We start from the raw sequence: 17,138 nt of genomic DNA, 5'->3' as shown, positions 1-17,138 counted from the left end.
GGGAGGGGGTGCTGCGGGGAGAGGTCGCCGACGTCAGCTTCTACGGCGGCATCTCGCACATCTCCGTCCTCGTGGCCGGACGCCCCGTGCCGGTCCTGGTGGCCACGCAAGGCGCCACCCAGGTCCAGGCGGGATCCTCGGTCGCCCTCACCTGGGCGCCCGAGGACGGGGTGCTGATCCCTCAATGAGACGTCTTGAGCGGGTTGTTCGTGGCGGTCCTGGCGTAGGTCAGGATCAGCTCCGCCGCCTCCTGCGGGCCGATCACCGGGTGGCGGGCCGTTATGCGATAACCGTACGCATCCTCAAGCGCGACGAGGTTGCGCGCGATGAGCAGGGAGTCGCCGGACAGCGTGAAGGTCCCCAGCGCGGAGCCGGTCTCCAGGACGCTCTGGTACATGGAGACCTGGCGGTCGTAGAGCGTGGTGAGCAGGAGGGCGTACATCCTGTTGCGGGCGGCGGCGCCGCCGAGCTCGTTGAGCAGCCGCACGTCCGAGTCGTCCGGTCCGTGCGGCAGGCCCGAGCGGATGGTCACGACGAGCTTCTCGACGGGGTCGCGCATGCCGCTGATCCGCTTGAGACGCTGCTCGTAGAAACGTTCCATCCCGGCGTGGTGGGCGTCCACCAGCAGCTCGCTCAGGTTGGGGTAGTGGTAGAGCACGGCACCGGAGGTCAGACCGGCCTCCTCGGCGACGTGGTTGAGGTGCACTCCCTCGGTGCCGTGCCGGATGATCGCCCGGTGTGCGGCTGCGATGAGATCCAGGCGACGATCCGCCCGCCTCTTGCGCGTCATAGTTCCCCGCTCGTCGAAAACCACGCTCTGTGCCGGGGTCCATAGTGACCGCTTCCCGGCGCTTTAGCTAGATCTAAGAATTGAACCATTCTTCAAAGCCAGAATTCCCTCTCACCTGGAGGCATGATGTCTCTCACGATCCTGTTCATGCCGGAGAGCGCCTACGGGCCGACGAACAACTGCATCGGCGTCGGTGACATTCTCCGCAAGCGCGGCCACCGGGTCGTCTTCGCAGCTGAAGCCTCCTGGAAGGGAAAATTGGAGGCGCTCGGATTCGAAGAGGACCTGGTGGATCTTGCGCCGCCGGCCGAAGAGGAGCAGGACCCGGGACAGTTCTGGAAGGACTTCATCCGGGACACCGCGCCGGAATACCGTAAGTCGACCTCGGCTCAGCTTGAGACGGTGACCAAGCCGATCTGGGACGCGCTCATCGACGGCGCGAAGTACTGCGAGCCTCAGCTGAAGGCGATTATCGAGCGTGTGCAGCCGGATGTGATCGTCGAGGACAACGTCATCACCTTCCCGGCGCTGCTCACGGCCGGTAAGCCGTTCGTCCGCATCGTCTCCTGCAACCCGCTGGAGGTGCGCGGCGAGGGCGTCGCCCCGGTCTTCTCCGGCCTGCCCGCCGACGACCGGTCCGAGTGGGACGCCTTCCGCGCCGAGTACGACCGGACCCACCGCGAGATCTGGACCGCCTTCAACGAGTGGGTCGTCGCCCAGGGCGCCCGGCCGCTGCCCGATCTGGACTTCATCCACGAGGGCGACCTGAACCTCTACGTCTTCCCGGAGATCGCCGACTACGTCGACGCCCGGCCGCTGGGCGACTCCTGGCACCGCCTGGACTCCTCGGTCCGCGAGACCGACGGCGGCTTCGAGCTGCCCGAGTCGCTGGCCGGCAGGGACGGCGCGCTGGTCTACTTCTCGCTCGGCTCGCTCGGCTCGGCGGACGTCTCGCTGATGCAGCGGGTCATCGACGTGCTCGGCACCACCCCGCACCGTTTCATCGTCTCCAAGGGCCCGCTGCACGAGGAGATCAAGCTCGCCGACAACATGTGGGGAGCCGAGTTCGTCCCGCAGACGAAGATCATCCCTATGGTGGACCTGGTGATCACGCACGGTGGCAACAACACCACCACCGAGGCGCTGCACTTCGGCAAGCCGATGATCCTGCTGCCCCTGTTCTGGGACCAGTACGACAACGCGCAGCGGATCCACGAGCTCGGCTACGGCGTCCGCCTGGCCACCTACGCCTTCACCGACGAGGAGCTGACCGGCGCGCTGGACAGGCTGCTCGGCGACACGGAGCTCCGTGAGCGCCTGGCCGCCGCCGGCGAGGAGATCCGCCGCCGCGACGGTCTGCGCAAGGCCGCCGACCTGATCGAGCAGGCCGGCGCCTGAAGGCTCTCAGCACCACCATCACAAGGGAAGTTCCATGGGCAAGTTGATCAACCCGGCAGACGGCGAACTCCTCAGGGACGTGCCGGACACCCCGGTCGCCGAGGTGGCGGCCGCCGTACGGCGGGCGCGGGCGGCCTACGAGGAGTGGAGCAGGGCCACCCCGGCCGAGCGGGCCAAGGTGATGCTGCGCTTCGCCGACCTCGTCGAGGCCGACGCCGAGGAGCTCACCCGGCTGGAGGTCGCCGAGACCGGCAAGCCCGCCGCGGTGTTCCGGGACGGCGAGCTGCCGTTCGCGGCCGACAACCTCCGGTTCTTCGCCGGGGCGGCCCGCTCGCTGGACGGCACCGGGGCCGGGGTGCTCAGCTCCGGCTACACCTCGGTGCTGGTCCGCCGCCCGGTCGGCGTCGTCGGGTCGATCGCGCCGTGGAACTTCCCGCTCGTGATGGCCGTCTGGAAGATCGGCCCCGCCCTCGCGGCGGGCAACGCGGTGGTCGTCAAGCCCGCCCCGCAGACGCCGGGCACCACGCTCCGGCTGGCCGAGCTGTTCGCCGGGGCGGGGGCGCCCGAGGGGCTCCTCCAGGTCGTCCTGGGCGACGCCGAGGTGGGCGAGGCCCTGGTCACCGACCCGGGTGTGGACATGGTGAGCGTCACCGGCTCCACCGAGACCGGCCGTGCCGTCATGCGCGGGGCCGCCGGCTCGCTGAAGCGGGTCCACCTGGAGCTCGGCGGCAAGGCCCCGGCGCTGGTCTTCGGCGACGCGGACCTGGCCGAGATGGCCAGGGGGGTGGCCATGGGGGCGACCTACAACACCGGCCAGGACTGCACGGCCGCGACCCGCGTCTACATCTCCCGCGAGGTGTACGGCGAGGCCGTCGAGGCGCTCCACGCGACGCTGGAGCAGATCAAGGCGGGCAACCCCTGGGACGAGGCGACCGACATCGGCCCGCTGATCTCCGCCGCGCACCGGACCCGCGTGCACGGCTTCGTCGAGCGCGCCGCCGCCTCGGGCGCCTCGGTGCTCTGCGGCGGTGTCCCGCTCGACGGCCCCGGGTTCTACTACCCGCCGACGCTGATCGCCGACGCCCGCCAGGACAGCGAGATCGTTCAGGGTGAGCTTTTCGGGCCGGTGCTGGTTGCTCTGCCGTTCGACGGCGAGGACGAGGCGGTACGGCTGGCCAACGACACTCCCTACGGCCTGGCCTCCTCGGTCTGGTCCAGTGACGTGGCCAGGGCGCTGCGCGTCTCGCACCGCCTCGACGTGGGCGTGACCTGGGTCAACGACCACCTGCCGATCGCCTCCGAGGCGCCGCACGGCGGGGTCAAGGGAAGCGGCTTCGGCAAGGACATGAGCCAGGAGGCCGTCCAGGAGTACTCCGTGACGCGCCATCTGATGATCAAACACCAGGCCCCCGAGGCCAGAGATTCCTTCCGGCCCGCCTGAAATTATGGGGCGTATATCCCTTTTGTGGGGATTTGTCGACACTTACTCCATTCGAAGTGACATAAAGGATGTGCTCAAATTGCTTTCGCCGCATCCGCACCCGGCGAGGGGTTACGTAGGCCAGTGATGACACAAGACCGCCGGAGCCACCGTGCGTCAGGGGTGGGCAGCCGACTCCTGCCGTCGAACTGGCGCGTGCGTCCCCGTCTGGTCGCGCTTATCCTGCTCCCCACCGCGGCAGCCGTGGTGCTGTCCGGGCTCCAGCTCACCAGCTCGCTGGCCAGCGCCGGGGAGTACCGCAAGATGACCGAGGTCGCCTCGCTCGTCGAGCAGCTCGGCACCCTCTCCCACGAGATGGCCGAGGAGCGCGACCTCACCGCCTGGTACATCGCCGACAGCCGCAGCCGTTTCCGGTTGCCCAAGTCCAAGCAGCAGCGGTTCGCCAAGGTCAAGCAGCAGCGCGAAGTGGTCGACCAGGCCAGCGCGCGGGTGCAGAAGTCGATCGAGAGCCTCGACGGCGAGCAGGCGTCCCGGGTTCTCGCCGAGACCTCCCAGGTGAGCCGCTGGCTGAAGGGGCTGCGCGGCCTGCGCAGGCCCATGGAGCAGGACGTGTTCCCGCGTGCGGCCCGCATCGCCTACTCGCGGATGATCAGCGACTTCATCACCCTCCACGACGACCTGGGCCGCAGCGGCGGCGACGAGCGCCTGATCGGTGACGCGCTCGCGCTGGGCGCGCTGACCCGGGCCAAGGAGCAGGTCGCCAAGCAGCGAGGCATCCTGCTCGTCGGCCTGGTGGAGCGGAAGTTCGACTTCGACGACCCCGCCGAGTACCTGGGCGCCTACCAGAGCCAGCTCAGCGAGGTGGCCGCCTTCCAGGCGACCGCCTCTTCGAGCGCCATCAAGAGCTACCGCGACTCGGTGAGCGGCCAGAAGGTCGACCGGGCCGACGCCACGCGCGCCCTCGTCATGTCCCGCATGCGCGAGTCCAAGTCGCTGCCCTTCATGAGGGACGACCTCAAAACGTGGCGCGCAGAGATCGAGAGCTGGTTCGGCTCCTCCAGCGCGACGCTGGACGGCATGCGGACCGTCGAGCGCGGCCTGGCCGCCGCGGTCGTCGCCCGCAGCCGGGAGATGGAGAGCAACGAGCAGCGCAGCGCCATCATCTCCGGCGCCGCGATCCTCGTCCTGCTGATCCTGATCCTGCTGATCACCGCCTGGGTGGCCGGCACGCTGGTCCGCCCGCTGCGCAGGCTGCGCAGCGAGGCGCTCGAAGTGGCCGACACCCGGCTGCCCGAGACCGTCCGCGTGCTGCGGGAGTCCGGGGACCTGGCCCCCAACGTCGAGGTGCCCTCCATCGGAGTGGTCTCCCGGGACGAGATCGGGGAAGTGGCGCGGGCCTTCGACGAGGTCCACCGCGAGGCCATCCGGCTGGCGGGCGACGAGGCCCGGCTGCGGAACAACGTCAACGCGATGTTCGTCAACCTCTCCCGGCGCACCCAGTCGCTCGTGGAACGCCAGATCGACCTCATCGACGACCTGGAGCAGGGCGAGCAGGACGACAGCCGGCTGGCCAGCCTCTTCAAGCTGGACCACCTGGCCACCCGCATGCGCCGCAACTCCGAGAACCTCCTGGTCCTCGCCGGCCAGGAGCAGAGCCGCCGGTGGAGTGAGCCGGTCCCGCTGAGCGACGTCGTCCGCGCCTCGCTCTCGGAGGTCGAGAACTACGAGCGGGTGTCCCTCCGCGTGGAGTCCGGCACCTCGATCATCGGTTCGGCCGTCAACGACATCGTCCACCTGATCGCCGAGCTGGTCGAGAACGCCATCTTCTTCTCGCCGCAGGACACCAAGATCACGGTGAGCAGCAACGGCAACGAGACGGGCGCCATCATCCTGGCGGTCACCGACGCCGGCATCGGTATGAGCGACGAGGAACTGGCCGAGGCCAACCGCCGGCTGGCCGAGCCCCCCGCGGTGGACCTGTCGGTCTCCCGCCGGATGGGTCTGTTCGTGGTCGGCCGCCTGGCCATGCGCCACGGCATCCGGGTCCAGCTCCGCCGTCCGGAGACCGGCGGCCTGAGCGCCGTCGTCCTGCTCCCCGTGCAGGTGGTGGCCCAGTCCGCGCTGCCGGAGATGGCCATGGCCGGGCAGGGTACGTCCCAGCCGTCGTTCGGCAGCATGTCGAACCCGGACCCGTTCGGGGCCGGGCCGAACCCGAACCCGTTCGGCCTCGCCCCCGGGCGGGGAGCCGCCGGCGGGCCGCCCGCCGCACCGAACTTCTCCGCACCGCCGCCCCCGGCGGCGGCCGACCTCTGGTCGGCGCCGGTGGTGTCCGCCTCCGCGGTGGAGGACCTGTGGTCGTCGCCGTTCACCTCGGCCTCGTCGCCGCCCCCCGCCGCGCCGCCCGTCCCGGCCGCGCAGCCGTCGTTCCCGTCGTCCTGGCCGGAGCCACCGCCGGTCGACCCGTGGACGCCGCCGCGGCAGGACACGCGGCAGGACATGGCGGACAGCACCCAGAACCTGCCCGTGGTCGAGGTGTCGGCGACGGAGCCGGAGCCGGAGGAGTTCCTGCCGATCTTCGCGGCGGTGGGATCCGACTGGTTCCGCAGCAGCTCCGCCACCGATCCCGAGCCCGAGCCTGAGCCCGAGGCCGCGTCCCCGTTCGAGCCCGAGCCCACGCGCCGGCCCCGGCCGCTGGAGCAGCCGCTCCAGCCGGCGCAGGCGGCCGAACCGCTGCCGGTGCGCCAGCCCCGGCAGAGCCAGCCTCCCGTCGAGAGGCAGCCGTGGAGCACTCCCGCCGACCAGGGGTGGGCCGCCGCCGAGGTGGCCAAGAAGCCCGTGGAAGGGGGCACGACCGGAGCCGGCCTGCCCAAGCGGGTGCCCAAGGCGAACCTCGTCCCCGGATCCGCCTCCGCGGCGCCGGCGACGCCGCCACCCCCGATGCCCCCGATCTCGGCGGAGCGGGTGCGCAGTCGTCTGTCCAGTTTCCAGCAAGGCGTACGGCAGGGCCGCGCTGAGATGAGCGAGCGGTCCAACGCCGTCGAGGGAGAGAAGCAGTGAACCACCAACTCAGTCAGGCCGCTCGCGGCTTCAATTGGCTGATCACCGAGTTCGTCAAGGAGATGCCCGGAGTCGCCCACGCGGTGATCGTCTCCGCGGACGGCCTTCCACTGGCCTACTCGCAGGGCTTCCCGAAGGACCGCGCCGACCAGCTCGCCGCGATCACGGCCGGCCTGATCAGCCTGACCCAGGGAGCCTCCCGGGTCTTCGAGGGTGGTCCCGTCGCCCAGACCGTGATCGAGATGCAGCGGGGCCTTCTGCTGACGATGTCGATCAGCGACGGTTCCGCGCTCGCCGTACTGGCCTCGCCGGACTGCGACATGGGCCTGGTGGCCTACCAGATGACACTGCTGGCAGAGCGTGCCGGACAGGCGCTCACGCCTGCGCTCCGGGCCGAGCTGCAGTCGGCTCAGCGATAGGGAGGTGATATGGACGCACCAGGTTGGCGTGGACCGGGGGAGGAACCCCCGAACACGTCTCAGGCCAAGAGCGGGCGAGATCGTCTGATTCGCCCGTACGCTGTGACTGGGGGAAGGACCGCCCCTCGGATGCAGCTCGCACTCGAGGCGCTGGTCTCCTCGGCGACATTCGTGAGCGTGGATACGGGCGCGCTCTCTACGGAGTATCAGGCGATCATCTCGTTGTCCCAGCAAGTGCGTTCGGTGGCGGAGCTCTCAGCCCTACTGCGCATGCCACTGGGCGTGACCCGGGTCCTGATCGCGGACATGGCGGCCGAGGGCCTGGTGCAGATCCACCAGCCGTCACTGGATGCCGGAAAGCCGGATCTCAACTTGCTTGAAAGGGTGCTCAGTGGGCTTCGCAGGCTCTGACGCCGGAATGACGTCGACGAAGATCGTTGTCGCCGGAGGATTCGGTGTCGGCAAGACGACCTTCGTCGGCGCGGTCTCCGAGATCATGCCGCTGACCACGGAAGCGGTGATGACAGAGGCCAGTGCGGAGGTCGACGACCTCTCGCACATCCCGACCAAGCGGACCACCACGGTGGCCATGGACTTCGGCCGGGTTTCGCTGGACCGGGACCTGATCCTGTACCTGTTCGGTACGCCGGGTCAGCACCGGTTCTGGTTCATGTGGGACGACCTCGTGAAGGGCGCGATCGGTGCGATCGTGCTGGTCGACACCCGGCGGCTGGCCGACAGCTTCCCGGCGATCGACTACTTCGAGGAGGCCGGACTGCCCTTCGTCGTGGCCCTCAACGGCTTCGGCGGCTCGCACATCCACGGTGAGGAGGAGGTGCGGGAGGCTCTGACGATCTCCCCGCACATCCCCGTCGTACGGACCGACGCCCGGTCCCGCGACGCCGTGAAGTCGACCTTGATCACGTTGGTCGAGCACGTCCTCACCCTCCGGGTCTGAGGTCATGGCATGGGTCTCATCCTCGACAGGTGAGACCCACGCCATGGTCACCGTCCCTGACGTCTCCGCCGGGGCGCGACCCCGGCAAGGCTCCGCGGGGAGGCCGGCGGGTCAGGCGCCGTCCGGGTGCCGGGCGAGCACGCGCCGTTCCACCTGGAGGAACACCGTGTTCAGGCCGGAGCCGAGCAGCCCGATCAGGGCGATCGACGCCCACATCGGCGAGATGTCCAGCTCGCTCTGGGCGACCGGCATCCGGTAGCCGATGCCCTCGGTGCTGCCGACCGGCTCCGAGACGATCATCATGATCAGGGCGAGCGAGACGTTGAGCCGCAGGCCCGCGAACATCTTCGGGGCCGCGGCCGGGAGGACGACCAGCCGCCGCCGCCCCCGGTTCACCCCGAAGACCTGGGCTGTCTCCAGATGTCCGCGGTCCACGTAGCGGGCGCCGTCCGCCGCGTTGATCAGCACCGGCCACGTGACGCCGAACACGATGGCGGCCACCTGCATCGGGGTCCCCGCGCCGGACGGCAGCAGGAAGATCGGCAGCAGCGTGGGCGGGGGATGGACCGGCCGAGCTGGATCAGCGGGCCGGCGTACTCCGACAGGCGGGCCGAGCGGCCGACGGCCACTCCGGCGACGATCCCGACCAGGCACGCCGTACTCCAGCCGAGCAGCAGCCGGCCCAGGCTGGGCAGCACGTCGCTGAGCACGTCGCCGAGCACGTCGCCGAGCGCGTCGCCGGCCACGAAGAGGCGGGTGACCGGTCCCGAGAACCACATCGCGTGCAGCCGGGCCGCGATCACCGAGGGCGGCGGGGCCGGCCCCCGCCCCGCACGCGCTGAGCGCCGGCGCGGCCACCGGCCCGGCCAGGCAGGCACGTCTGACTCCCATGAACTCTCCTTTCGGGCGGATTCTGAATTTCATGAGCGGAATCGGAACGGGCCGGTGCGCCTAATCGGTCACCCGTCCCGGCGGCCTTTGAAACGACAGTGACTCCAGCGGGGGGAATTCCGCTCGGCCATGGAGATTCCATCTGAGTGCGCCGGATGAAAAACATCCGAAATAAACCATTAAGGCGAGACATTAATTCATGAATTATGATCTTGAATGGAGGCCGGTCCGGGGGAATGGCGGCCGGGGGACGGAGACGCATGCGCGTATTGATCGTCGGTGGAGGAATCGGCGGCCTCACCGCCGCACTCAGTCTGCACGCCGCGGGAATCGAATGCGTGGTCGCCGAGTCGGCCGTGGAATTGCGCCCGCTCGGTGTGGGAATCAATCTCCAGCCCCACGCCGTCAGGGAACTCACCGAACTCGGGCTGGGCGACGAACTCGCGGAGATCGGCGTCCCCACCGGCTTCCAGACCTACACCGACCGCTTCGGCGGCACGATCCTGGCGCTGCCCCGGGGGCGGGCGGCCGGCTATCGCCGGCCGCAGTACTCCGTCCACCGGGGCGTGCCGAGATGGCGGCCGACCAGCGCCGGATCACCGACATGGACGCCAGGTTCCTCAACGAGCGGGCCTCCTGGAGCGTCGAGGGCCGGTGAGAGGGCCTTCCGGGTAGGCGGGGCCCGGCGGGGAGGGTCTCCCGGCGCGCCGGAACGCGGGCTCGCCGGGACGCCGAAGGCCGGTGACGCGGATCTCCGCGTCACCGGCCTTCGGCCCGGATCAGATCGGCAGTGCCTCGACGACGCTCGATCCGCCCGGCAGCTCCACCTGGCGGCTCAGCCGGAAACCGGCCTTGGCCAGCAGCTCGCCGTACTCGGAGGCGCTGCGCTCCATGCCCTCGCCGAACAGGGCGAGCATCCGCATGTCCACGTCCTTGCTGATGTGGGCGCTGTCGTCGTCCGGCACGACGAACTCGACCAGGAGCACCCGGCCGTCGTCCGCGATGACGTCCCGGATGTTGCGCAGGATCCGCACGGCGTCCTCGTCGGACCAGTTGTGGATCACACTGCCCAGCATGTAGGCGTCCGCCCCGGCGGGCACCGAGGTGAAGAAGTCCCCGCTGACGCATTTGCACCGATCTTCAAGACCGGCCTCGGCGAAGAACTCCCGTGCCCCCGGGACCACCTGTTCCAGGTCGAACAGGACTCCCCGCACGTTTGAATGGGTCTTCAGGACGGCGGCCAGGATGTGTCCCTTGCCGCCGGCCACGTCCACCAGGGTGCGCACGCCGGAGAAGTCGTAGCGGGTGGCCACGGCCTCCGCGAACGGCAGGGCCCTGGCCACCATGTAGTCGTCGAACAGGCGCCCGGCCTCGGGGTTGTCCCCGAGGTAGCCGTAGAGGGGCCCGTGCCGCTCGACGAAGGCCGACCTGCCGGTCCGCACGGTCTGGGCGACCGTGCCCATGCCGTACCAGAAGCCCTCCTCGGCGATCATCCGTACGGCGGACCGCAGCGAGTCGGGCACGTCGCCGCGGAGCGTGGCGCCCGCCTCGGTCAGCTCGTAGGTCCCGGCCGCGGCCGTCGCCACGATGCCCATGGAGGCGAGCTGGCGGAGCACCCGGCCGAGCGCCGCCGGGTCCGCCCCGCATCGGAGCGCGAGCTCCTCGACGCTCAGCGGTCCGTCCTTCAGATGATCGGCGCAGCCCAACTCGGCCATGGTGGCCAGGGCCGCGAAGCGGGAGACCCCGCCGATCGCATCCCAGACCGGTGCCTGTGGGTCGCTCATTGGCAGTCCTCTCTTACTGGTCTTACCGGGAGTACTGGTCTTACTGGGAGGCTGAGGCCGGCTGGCTCCGCATGCCGCGGACCAGGCGGCCGACCTCCGCGCGCAGGTGCACGAAGTCGGGGTGCTCCCGCGTGGTGATCTGGTCGCGCGGTCCGGGCAGGTCCACGCGGAGGTCGCCCACGATCCCGGCCGGGGCCTTGGACAGGACCACGACGCGGTCGCCGACGTAGACGCTCTCGTCGATGTCGTGGGTGATGAGCACGATGGTCATGTTGTGGTGGCCGCGGACCCGCAGGGTCAGGTCCTCCAGCTCCTCGCGGGTCTGGGCGTCCACCGAGCCGAAGGGCTCGTCCATCAGCAGCAGGGCGGGACGGTAGGCGAGGGCGCGGGCGATGGAGACCCGCTGCTGCATGCCTCCGGACAGCTGCCACGGGTATTTGGCCCCGGCGCCCTCCAGGCCGACCTGCTCCAGCGCCTCCAGCGCCGCCTCCTTGCGCTGCTTCTTGTCCATTCCCTTGCGGCGCAGGGGGAGGGAGACGTTGTCGGCCACCGACATCCAGGGGAACAGGGAGCGGCTGTAGTCCTGGAAGACCACAGCCAGGTTGTCCGGCGTCTGCTCGACGGGAGAGCCGTTGAGCACCACCTGGCCGCCGGTGGGCCGCAGGAGCCCGGCGATGGAGCGCAGCAGGGTGGACTTCCCGCACCCCGAGGGGCCGACGATGCACACCAGCTCGCCCTCGGCGACCGTCAGATCGATGCCGCCCAGGGCGTTGTGGGCGCTCGGTCCGCTGCCGTAGGTGTGGGTCAGGTTGGAGATCTCAAGCACAGCAGGTCCTCAGGTCGTCTGCTTGGCGGCCCGGTGCCAGGACAGGACGCGTCGTTCGGCCGCTAGGAACGCCGAGTTGAGCACATATCCCAGGACACCGAGTACCACGATGGTCCCCCACACGCCGGGGAGATCGTAAGACCTCTGGGCGTCCAGGAGCTGGAAGCCGATCCCGTCGGTGCTGCCCACCAGCTCGGAGATGACCATCAGGATCAACGCCAGGGACAGGCTGACCCGCAGACCGGCGAAGATCTTCGGCATCGCCGAGGGGAGGATGATCTGGAACAGCCGCTGCCCGCGTGACAGCCCGAAGACGCGGGCGGTGTCCAGGTGCTGGCGGTCGACGAGGCGGGCGCCCTCGCCGGCGTTGATCAGCACCGGCCAGATGATGCCGAACACGATCACGTTGATCTGCATCCGGGGGCCGATGGCGAACAACGCCATGAAGAACGGCAGCAGCATGGGCGGGGGGATGGCCCGGGCGAACTGCACGAGCGGGTCCAGGAACCGGAAGAGCAGCGGCAGGCGGCCCATCGCGATCCCGAGCGCGATCCCGATCACTCCGGCCAGCAGCCAGCCGGCCAGCAGCCGGCCGACGCTCGCCGGGATGTTCTCCAGCGCCGCCTCGGTGAGCCAGAGCCGCTCGGCCGGGCCGGTCAGCCACATCTCGTACATGCTCGCGGCGATCGTCGTCGGCGGCGGGAAGGAGAGATCCTCCGCGGCGCGGGTGACGAGCTCCCAGACCACCAGCACCACCGGCACCGCCCACAGACGGCCGGCGGCGCGCAGGACGCGGTTCATCAGACCACCTCGGTCCGGGCGGTGTGCCAGCGGAAGATCCGCCGCTCCGCCAGCACGAACAGGCTGTCGGAGACCAGGCCGATGACTCCGGCCCAGATGGCGGTGGCGATGATGTAGACCATCGCGTCGGGGCTGCCGCCCACCTCGATGAGGAAGACGCCGATGCCGTCGGAGCCCCCGGCGAGCAGCTCCACGCTGATCGCCACGATGAGCGCGATCGCCGAGGCCAGCCGTACGCCGGTGGCGACGAACGGCGCGGTGCTCGGCAGCGACACCCGCCACAGCACGGACAGCGGGCCGAACCCGAAGCTGCGCAGCGTCTCCTTGGCGAGCGGGTCGACGTCCTTGAGCCCGTACAGCGTGTTCATCAGGACCGGCCAGGTGGCGGCGTAGACGATCAGCGTGATCTTCATGTCGAACTTGTCGGAGAACAGGGCGAGCGCCAGCGGGATCAGCGCCAGCGACGGGATCGGGCGGAGGAACTCCAGGATGGGCCGGAGCGCGGTCTCCGCGCGCGGCAGGGTGCCGAGCACGAACCCGGCGGGCACGGCGATCACGACGGTGAGCAGGAGGCCCAGCGCCCAGGCGCCGAGGGTCGAGACGACGTCGAGGAGGAAGTCCGCGTCGGTCGCGAGCTCGACCGCGCGGCCGAGCACCGTCGAGGCCAGCGGGAAAACGATCGGGCTGATCAGCCCGGTCCGGCCGGTTGCCTCCAGGACGCAGAACAGCCCTGCGGCGCCGAGGGCGCCGCAGAGCGGTTTGCTGTCGAGCAGGCGCCGTCCGATCACCCGGAGTTTCCGAGGAGGAGGGACTTGGCCTCGATCTTGCTCTTCAGCATGCCCTGCTCGAGCATCAGGTCGGCCACCCGCTGCAGACGGGTGGCGTCAAGGCTGGTGGGGAAGGTGCCGAGCGTGATGACGGCGGCGGTGGCCGCGTCGATCCCCTTGGTGTAGGTCGGCAGGATCTCCTCGACGGCCTTGCGGTCGGAGGCGGAGATCTTCTGGGCCTCGGCGACCGCGCGCTGGAAGGCGGCGACGGTCTTGGGGTTCTTGTTGGCGAAGTCCTCGGTGACGATCACGCCGGCGATGGGGAAGTCGGCGGTCGAGTCGACCATGGTGTCGGCGAGCTTCTGGGCGCCGATGTTCTTCTGGACCGCGGTCAGGTGCGGCTCGGTCATCCAGGCCGCGTCGACCACGCCCTGCTCCAGCTTGCCGGCCATGTCGGGGAAGGGGAACTCCAGGAACTCGACGTCCTTGTCGGTCAGCCCGTGCGTCTTGAGCACCGAGGTCACCGACAGGGTGCCGATGTTCCTGAGGCTGTTGACCGCGATCTTCTTGCCCTTCAGGTCGGCCGGGGACTTGATCGAGGAGTCCTTGGCCACCATGAGGTTGAAGGAGTTCGGGGTCGCCTGGTAGAGGTCAGAAATGATCTTCGGCTTGTTGCCGGCCGACGCGGCCAGGAAGGTGGAGACGTAGTTGGTCTGCGTGGCGTCGAGGGAGCCGCCGAACAGGCCCTGCTGCGCCTGGGCGCCACCCTGGACCACCTGGATGTCGACCGTCAGGCCTTCCTTCTTGAAGAAGCCCCTCTTGTTGGCGATGTAGAGCGCGGCCGAGTCGGGGATCGGCAGCGCGCCAATTGTGATCTTGGTCTTCTCAAGCCCGCTCGCGTTGGCGGTGTCGGTCTTGGCGTCCGAACCACCACAGGCGCTCAGGGTCAGCACGGCGGCGAGCCCTGCGACGACCGCCCGGCCCGCAAGTCTGAACCTCATGGGGTCTCCTTAGCTGCGTTTGACCGCCCCGGCCGGAACTCGCTGGAAGCTACTGGAAGCTGGCGAGCGACATGGAGATGTCCCGGGAGGCACGTGATCAAGGGGGGTATGCCGACCGCGGATCAGAGTAGCGGAGTAGATCGCCCAAATTACAAATATCGGCCTAAAGGGCCAAAAGGGTCATAATCGGACTTTCTTGCCCTGTGTCTGTGAATCGCGATGGCTGGGATTTGTCTAGTCGTCGCAGTCAAGAGTGTCAAGAAAGGCATTTCACTGCTTTGTGAAAGTTTGCACGTTAGGGCGGAGAGTGACTGTCCGGTTACGAGCCATGTGTGCCGGTTGCGTATAAAACGCGAGTTATGTGCTGTTGGCTGAACTCATCCGGCTGTGCTCCAATAACCCCTACCCCATGGATGCGTCGGCGTCACTTGCACATCATTTGCGTGACGCGATCCCCTCCAAGCAGACGATCCGAGGAGAGGCAGCGGAGGCCAGTGAGGACAGCGTCAATCCCCAGCGAACGCGAATCCGGGGCGGCATCCCCCCCGGCGTTCGACGCCCAGGGGGTGCCGCCGGAAGGCGGCCAGGCTCCGGACCTCGACGGTCGTGGACCCGAGACGAACGGCAGCAAGCTCGCGCTCAAGAACTGGCGCGTGCGGACGAGGCTGATCGCGCTCATCGTCATCCCCACCGCCGCCGCGATCGTCCTGGGCGGCCTGCGGGTGACCACGTCGATCAACACCGCCGCCGAATACGAGCGCGTGCGCACCAGCGCCGAGCTCGTCGCCGAGCTGAGTGACCTGGCGCACAACCTGGAGACCGAGCGCGACCTGTCGGCCCGGCTCGTCGCCCAGGGCCGCGGCAGCACCGGCAAGGCCAGGTTGCAGGAGCAGTACCGAGCCGTCGACCAGGTGGCCAAGAGGGCCAGGGACCGCATCGGCCTCATCATCGACAGCGACGCCGCCGAGGGCTTCGGCGAGCGGGGCAAGACCGAACTCGCCCAGATGCGCAGCCGCATCGACGAGCTCGACAGCGTCCGCAAGACCGCGGTCGGCACCCAGCTCCCCGCCCAGCCCACGATCGCCATGTACTCCCGGACGATCGCCGACCTGCTGGCCCTGCACGACGAGATCATCCAGGGTGTCGCCGACCAGGAGCTCGCCGGCAGCGCGACCGCGTTCGGCGCGCTGTCCAGGGCCAAGGAGCAGGCCTCCAGGGAACGGGCGAACCTCGCAGTCGCCCTCGCCGACAGGACCTTCACCTCCGAAGGCCTGAACGCCATGCTGGCCGCCCGGGCACAGCGCGACAGCGAGCTCGCGGCCTTCCGCTCCGACGCGTCGGTGGCCCAGCGCCAGCTCTACGACGACACCGTGAGCAGCCAGAAGAAGGACCGCGCGGAGTCCATGCGCGCCCGCGCCCTCGTGCTGGCCGTCGAGGGCGCCCCGCTCGTCCGCGTCGACGTCTCCAGGACCGGCGCCGGCGACCAGACGACCTGGTTCGACGCCTCCTCCGACACCATCGAGCGGATGCGTGTGGTGGAGAAGCAGATCGCCGACACCCTGATCACGCAGAGCCGCGTCCTGCAGGAGTCCGAGCAGCGGGGCGCGCTGATCGCCGGCGGGCTGAGCGTGCTGCTGCTCATCCTCGTTCTCGTCATCACCGCGATCATGGCGCGGTCGCTGGTCAAGCCGCTGCGCACGCTGCGCACCGAGGCCCTGTCCATCGCCGGCCAGCGCCTTCCGGACACCGTGCAGAGCATGCGCGAGAGCGGCGAGGCCGCGGCCGAGGACGTCACGCCGATCGGGGTGGCCTCCGACGACGAGATCGGCCAGGTTGCCCGCGCCTTCGACGAGGTGCACCGCGAAGCCGTACGGCTGGCCGGCCAGGAGGCGACGCTGCGGAGCAACGTCAACGCGATGTTCGTCAACCTCTCCCGGCGCAGCCAGACCCTGGTCGAACGCCAGCTGTCCCTCATCGAGAGCCTGGAGCAGGGCGAGCAGGACGAGAGCCGCCTCGGCAGCCTGTTCCGCCTCGACCACCTGGCCACCCGCATGCGCCGCAACAGCGAGAACCTCCTGGTCCTCGCCGGCCAGGAGCCCGCGCGCCGGTGGAGCCAGCCGATCCCCCTGATCGACGTGGTCCGCGCCTCGCTCTCCGAGGTCGAGAACTACGAGCGGGTCGACCTGCGGCTCTCCGCCGGCGTGGCCGTGGTCGGCACCTCCGTCAACGACGTCGTGCACCTGATCGCCGAGCTGGTGGAGAACGCCATCTCCTTCTCCCCCCGGGAGACCAAGGTCGTCGTGTCCAGCAACCGCATCGACGGCGGCGGCGTGATGGTCTCGGTCACCGACATCGGCATCGGCATGACCCCCGAGGAGCTCGGGCAGGCGAACTGGCGACTGGCCAACCCGCCGGTGGTGGACGTCTCGGTCTCCCGCCGCATGGGCCTGTTCGTGGTCGGTCGGCTGGCCCTGCGGCACGGCATCCGCGTGCAGCTCCGCCAGCAGGACAGCGGCGGCCTGACCGCCATGGTGCTGCTCCCCGAAACCCTGCTCGCCGCCTCCGGCGCCCGCCCCGCCCCGGGTGGCGCGGCAGTGGCGCAGGGCGGCGACTGGGCCTCCGGCTCGATGAGCCCCATGGACCGGGCGCCCGTGCTGGCCAGCCCCACCTCGCTCGACCCCGCGCAGCAGGCGTTCGCCTCGTTCGACGCCGCCCACTCCTTCGGCTCCTTCGACATGGGGCAGCAGTTCGGCTCCTTCGACGCCGGGCAGCCCGCCCCGGGCAGCGGCTACTTCGGCCAGGCGCCGGTCGACACCCCCTGGCCCGGCCACGTGCCGCCGCCGGGCRCCGACTCCGGCTGGCCGACCACCTCCCAGACGGACACCGGCGTGTGGCCGAACGCGCCGATGCGCGGCGGCGACTCCGGGGCCTGGCCGAACCCGCCCTCCCGCGAGGGTGACTCCGGGGCCTGGCCGACCGCGCCGATGCGCGGCGGAGAATCCGGG

Annotated in this window: 16 protein-coding genes and 1 pseudogene; 9 read left to right on the top strand and 8 right to left on the bottom strand. The window is 69.7% G+C overall.

The window, feature by feature from the left end:
* The coding region (locus tag CA984_RS32465) for a TOBE domain-containing protein (protein ID WP_133061836.1) at positions 1-188 on the top strand (188 nt) is incomplete at its 5' end.
* Here CA984_RS32465 and CA984_RS32460 read toward each other — a convergent pair.
* Positions 182-790, bottom strand: a complete 609-nt coding sequence (locus tag CA984_RS32460) for a TetR/AcrR family transcriptional regulator (protein ID WP_086577285.1) — start codon at positions 788-790, stop codon at positions 182-184. The two genes, CA984_RS32465 and CA984_RS32460, sit on opposite strands and share 7 nt — an antisense overlap.
* Positions 791-913: 123 nt before the next feature.
* Between CA984_RS32460 and CA984_RS32455 the strand changes: the two genes are divergently transcribed.
* The 6 genes from CA984_RS32455 to CA984_RS32430 all read left to right on the top strand — a co-directional run bounded on the left by CA984_RS32455 (position 914) and on the right by CA984_RS32430 (position 8,063).
* On the top strand, positions 914-2,188 hold the full coding sequence (locus CA984_RS32455; protein WP_242676298.1) for a glycosyltransferase: 1,275 nt from the start codon (positions 914-916) through the stop codon (positions 2,186-2,188).
* 34 nt (positions 2,189-2,222) lie between these two features.
* Positions 2,223-3,629, top strand: a complete 1,407-nt coding sequence (locus CA984_RS32450; RefSeq protein WP_086577283.1) for an aminobutyraldehyde dehydrogenase — start codon at positions 2,223-2,225, stop codon at positions 3,627-3,629.
* Between the two features lie 195 nt (positions 3,630-3,824).
* Positions 3,825-6,686 (top strand): sensor histidine kinase, encoded by a 2,862-nt coding sequence (locus CA984_RS32445; protein ID WP_165781497.1) that lies wholly within the window; start codon positions 3,825-3,827, stop codon positions 6,684-6,686.
* Entirely contained in the window at positions 6,683-7,105 is a 423-nt protein-coding gene (locus tag CA984_RS32440) for a roadblock/LC7 domain-containing protein (RefSeq protein WP_012888544.1), read from the top strand. The genes CA984_RS32445 and CA984_RS32440 overlap by 4 nt, the downstream gene beginning before the upstream one ends.
* A 129-nt stretch (positions 7,106-7,234) precedes the next feature.
* Positions 7,235-7,516: a DUF742 domain-containing protein gene (locus CA984_RS32435; protein ID WP_423229342.1), complete on the top strand. Its 282-nt coding sequence runs from the start codon at positions 7,235-7,237 to the stop codon at positions 7,514-7,516.
* Positions 7,517-7,523: 7 nt separating this feature from the next.
* Entirely contained in the window at positions 7,524-8,063 is a 540-nt protein-coding gene (locus CA984_RS32430; RefSeq protein WP_012888545.1) for a GTP-binding protein, read from the top strand.
* A 111-nt stretch (positions 8,064-8,174) separates the two neighbouring features.
* Here CA984_RS32430 and CA984_RS32425 read toward each other — a convergent pair whose 3' ends face one another.
* Together CA984_RS32425 and CA984_RS48330 are read right to left on the bottom strand one after the other, a co-directional pair.
* Positions 8,175-8,570 carry an ABC transporter permease gene (locus tag CA984_RS32425; protein WP_242676297.1) on the bottom strand — a complete coding sequence of 132 codons (396 nt, stop codon included), beginning with the start codon at positions 8,568-8,570 and terminating at the stop codon, positions 8,175-8,177.
* A complete protein-coding gene (locus CA984_RS48330; protein ID WP_242676296.1) occupies positions 8,525-8,941 on the bottom strand; it encodes a hypothetical protein in 417 nt (138 codons plus the stop codon). The genes CA984_RS32425 and CA984_RS48330 overlap by 46 nt, the downstream gene beginning before the upstream one ends.
* A 219-nt stretch (positions 8,942-9,160) precedes the next feature.
* On the opposite strand from CA984_RS48330, the pseudogene CA984_RS48325 reads away from it, so the two are divergent.
* A pseudogene (locus CA984_RS48325) lies at positions 9,161-9,367 on the top strand (FAD-binding protein); the annotation flags it as partial.
* 366 nt (positions 9,368-9,733) lie between these two features.
* Here the strand turns inward: CA984_RS48325 and CA984_RS32415 are convergent.
* Genes CA984_RS32415 through CA984_RS32395 form a run of 5 tightly spaced genes read right to left on the bottom strand, consistent with a single transcriptional unit; the run spans position 9,734 to position 14,133 of the window.
* A complete protein-coding gene (locus tag CA984_RS32415) occupies positions 9,734-10,738 on the bottom strand; it encodes a methyltransferase (RefSeq protein ID WP_086577279.1) in 1,005 nt (334 codons plus the stop codon).
* 40 nt (positions 10,739-10,778) lie between these two features.
* Entirely contained in the window at positions 10,779-11,564 is a 786-nt protein-coding gene (locus tag CA984_RS32410; protein WP_086577278.1) for an ABC transporter ATP-binding protein, read from the bottom strand.
* A 9-nt stretch (positions 11,565-11,573) separates the two neighbouring features.
* Positions 11,574-12,365, bottom strand: a complete 792-nt coding sequence (locus tag CA984_RS32405; protein WP_086577277.1) for an ABC transporter permease — start codon at positions 12,363-12,365, stop codon at positions 11,574-11,576.
* Positions 12,365-13,153, bottom strand: a complete 789-nt coding sequence (locus tag CA984_RS32400) for an ABC transporter permease (protein ID WP_086577276.1) — start codon at positions 13,151-13,153, stop codon at positions 12,365-12,367. Before CA984_RS32400 ends, CA984_RS32405 begins: the two co-directional genes overlap by 1 nt.
* The gene (locus CA984_RS32395) at positions 13,150-14,133 is read right to left on the bottom strand and encodes an ABC transporter substrate-binding protein (protein ID WP_086577275.1); all 984 of its coding nucleotides are present in this window, start codon (positions 14,131-14,133) and stop codon (positions 13,150-13,152) included. The genes CA984_RS32400 and CA984_RS32395 overlap by 4 nt, the downstream gene beginning before the upstream one ends.
* A 494-nt stretch (positions 14,134-14,627) precedes the next feature.
* Here CA984_RS32395 and CA984_RS32390 point away from each other — a divergent pair.
* Positions 14,628-17,138, top strand: a 2,511-nt coding sequence (locus CA984_RS32390; RefSeq protein ID WP_165781495.1) for a sensor histidine kinase, incomplete at its 3' end; no start/stop codon positions are given.

This window comes from Streptosporangium minutum (assembly GCF_002149035.1).
Lineage (GTDB): Bacteria > Actinomycetota > Actinomycetes > Streptosporangiales > Streptosporangiaceae > Streptosporangium > Streptosporangium minutum.
The sequence above is the reverse complement of the archived record's forward strand: the minus strand, read 5'-3'. Positions and strand labels throughout refer to the sequence as shown.

Coding starts and splice junctions, on each gene's coding strand:
- CA984_RS32460 (WP_086577285.1), bottom strand. CDS start 790: ATGACGCGCAAGAGGCGGGCGGATCGTCGCCTGGATCTCATCGCAGCC.
- CA984_RS32435 (WP_423229342.1), top strand. CDS start 7,235: ATGCAGCTCGCACTCGAGGCGCTGGTCTCCTCGGCGACATTCGTGAGC.
- CA984_RS32425 (WP_242676297.1), bottom strand. CDS start 8,570: ATGCAGGTGGCCGCCATCGTGTTCGGCGTCACGTGGCCGGTGCTGATC.
- CA984_RS32455 (WP_242676298.1), top strand. CDS start 914: ATGATGTCTCTCACGATCCTGTTCATGCCGGAGAGCGCCTACGGGCCG.
- CA984_RS32415 (WP_086577279.1), bottom strand. CDS start 10,738: ATGAGCGACCCACAGGCACCGGTCTGGGATGCGATCGGCGGGGTCTCC.
- CA984_RS32405 (WP_086577277.1), bottom strand. CDS start 12,365: ATGAACCGCGTCCTGCGCGCCGCCGGCCGTCTGTGGGCGGTGCCGGTG.
- CA984_RS32430 (WP_012888545.1), top strand. CDS start 7,524: ATGACGTCGACGAAGATCGTTGTCGCCGGAGGATTCGGTGTCGGCAAG.
- CA984_RS32450 (WP_086577283.1), top strand. CDS start 2,223: ATGGGCAAGTTGATCAACCCGGCAGACGGCGAACTCCTCAGGGACGTG.
- CA984_RS32395 (WP_086577275.1), bottom strand. CDS start 14,133: ATGAGGTTCAGACTTGCGGGCCGGGCGGTCGTCGCAGGGCTCGCCGCC.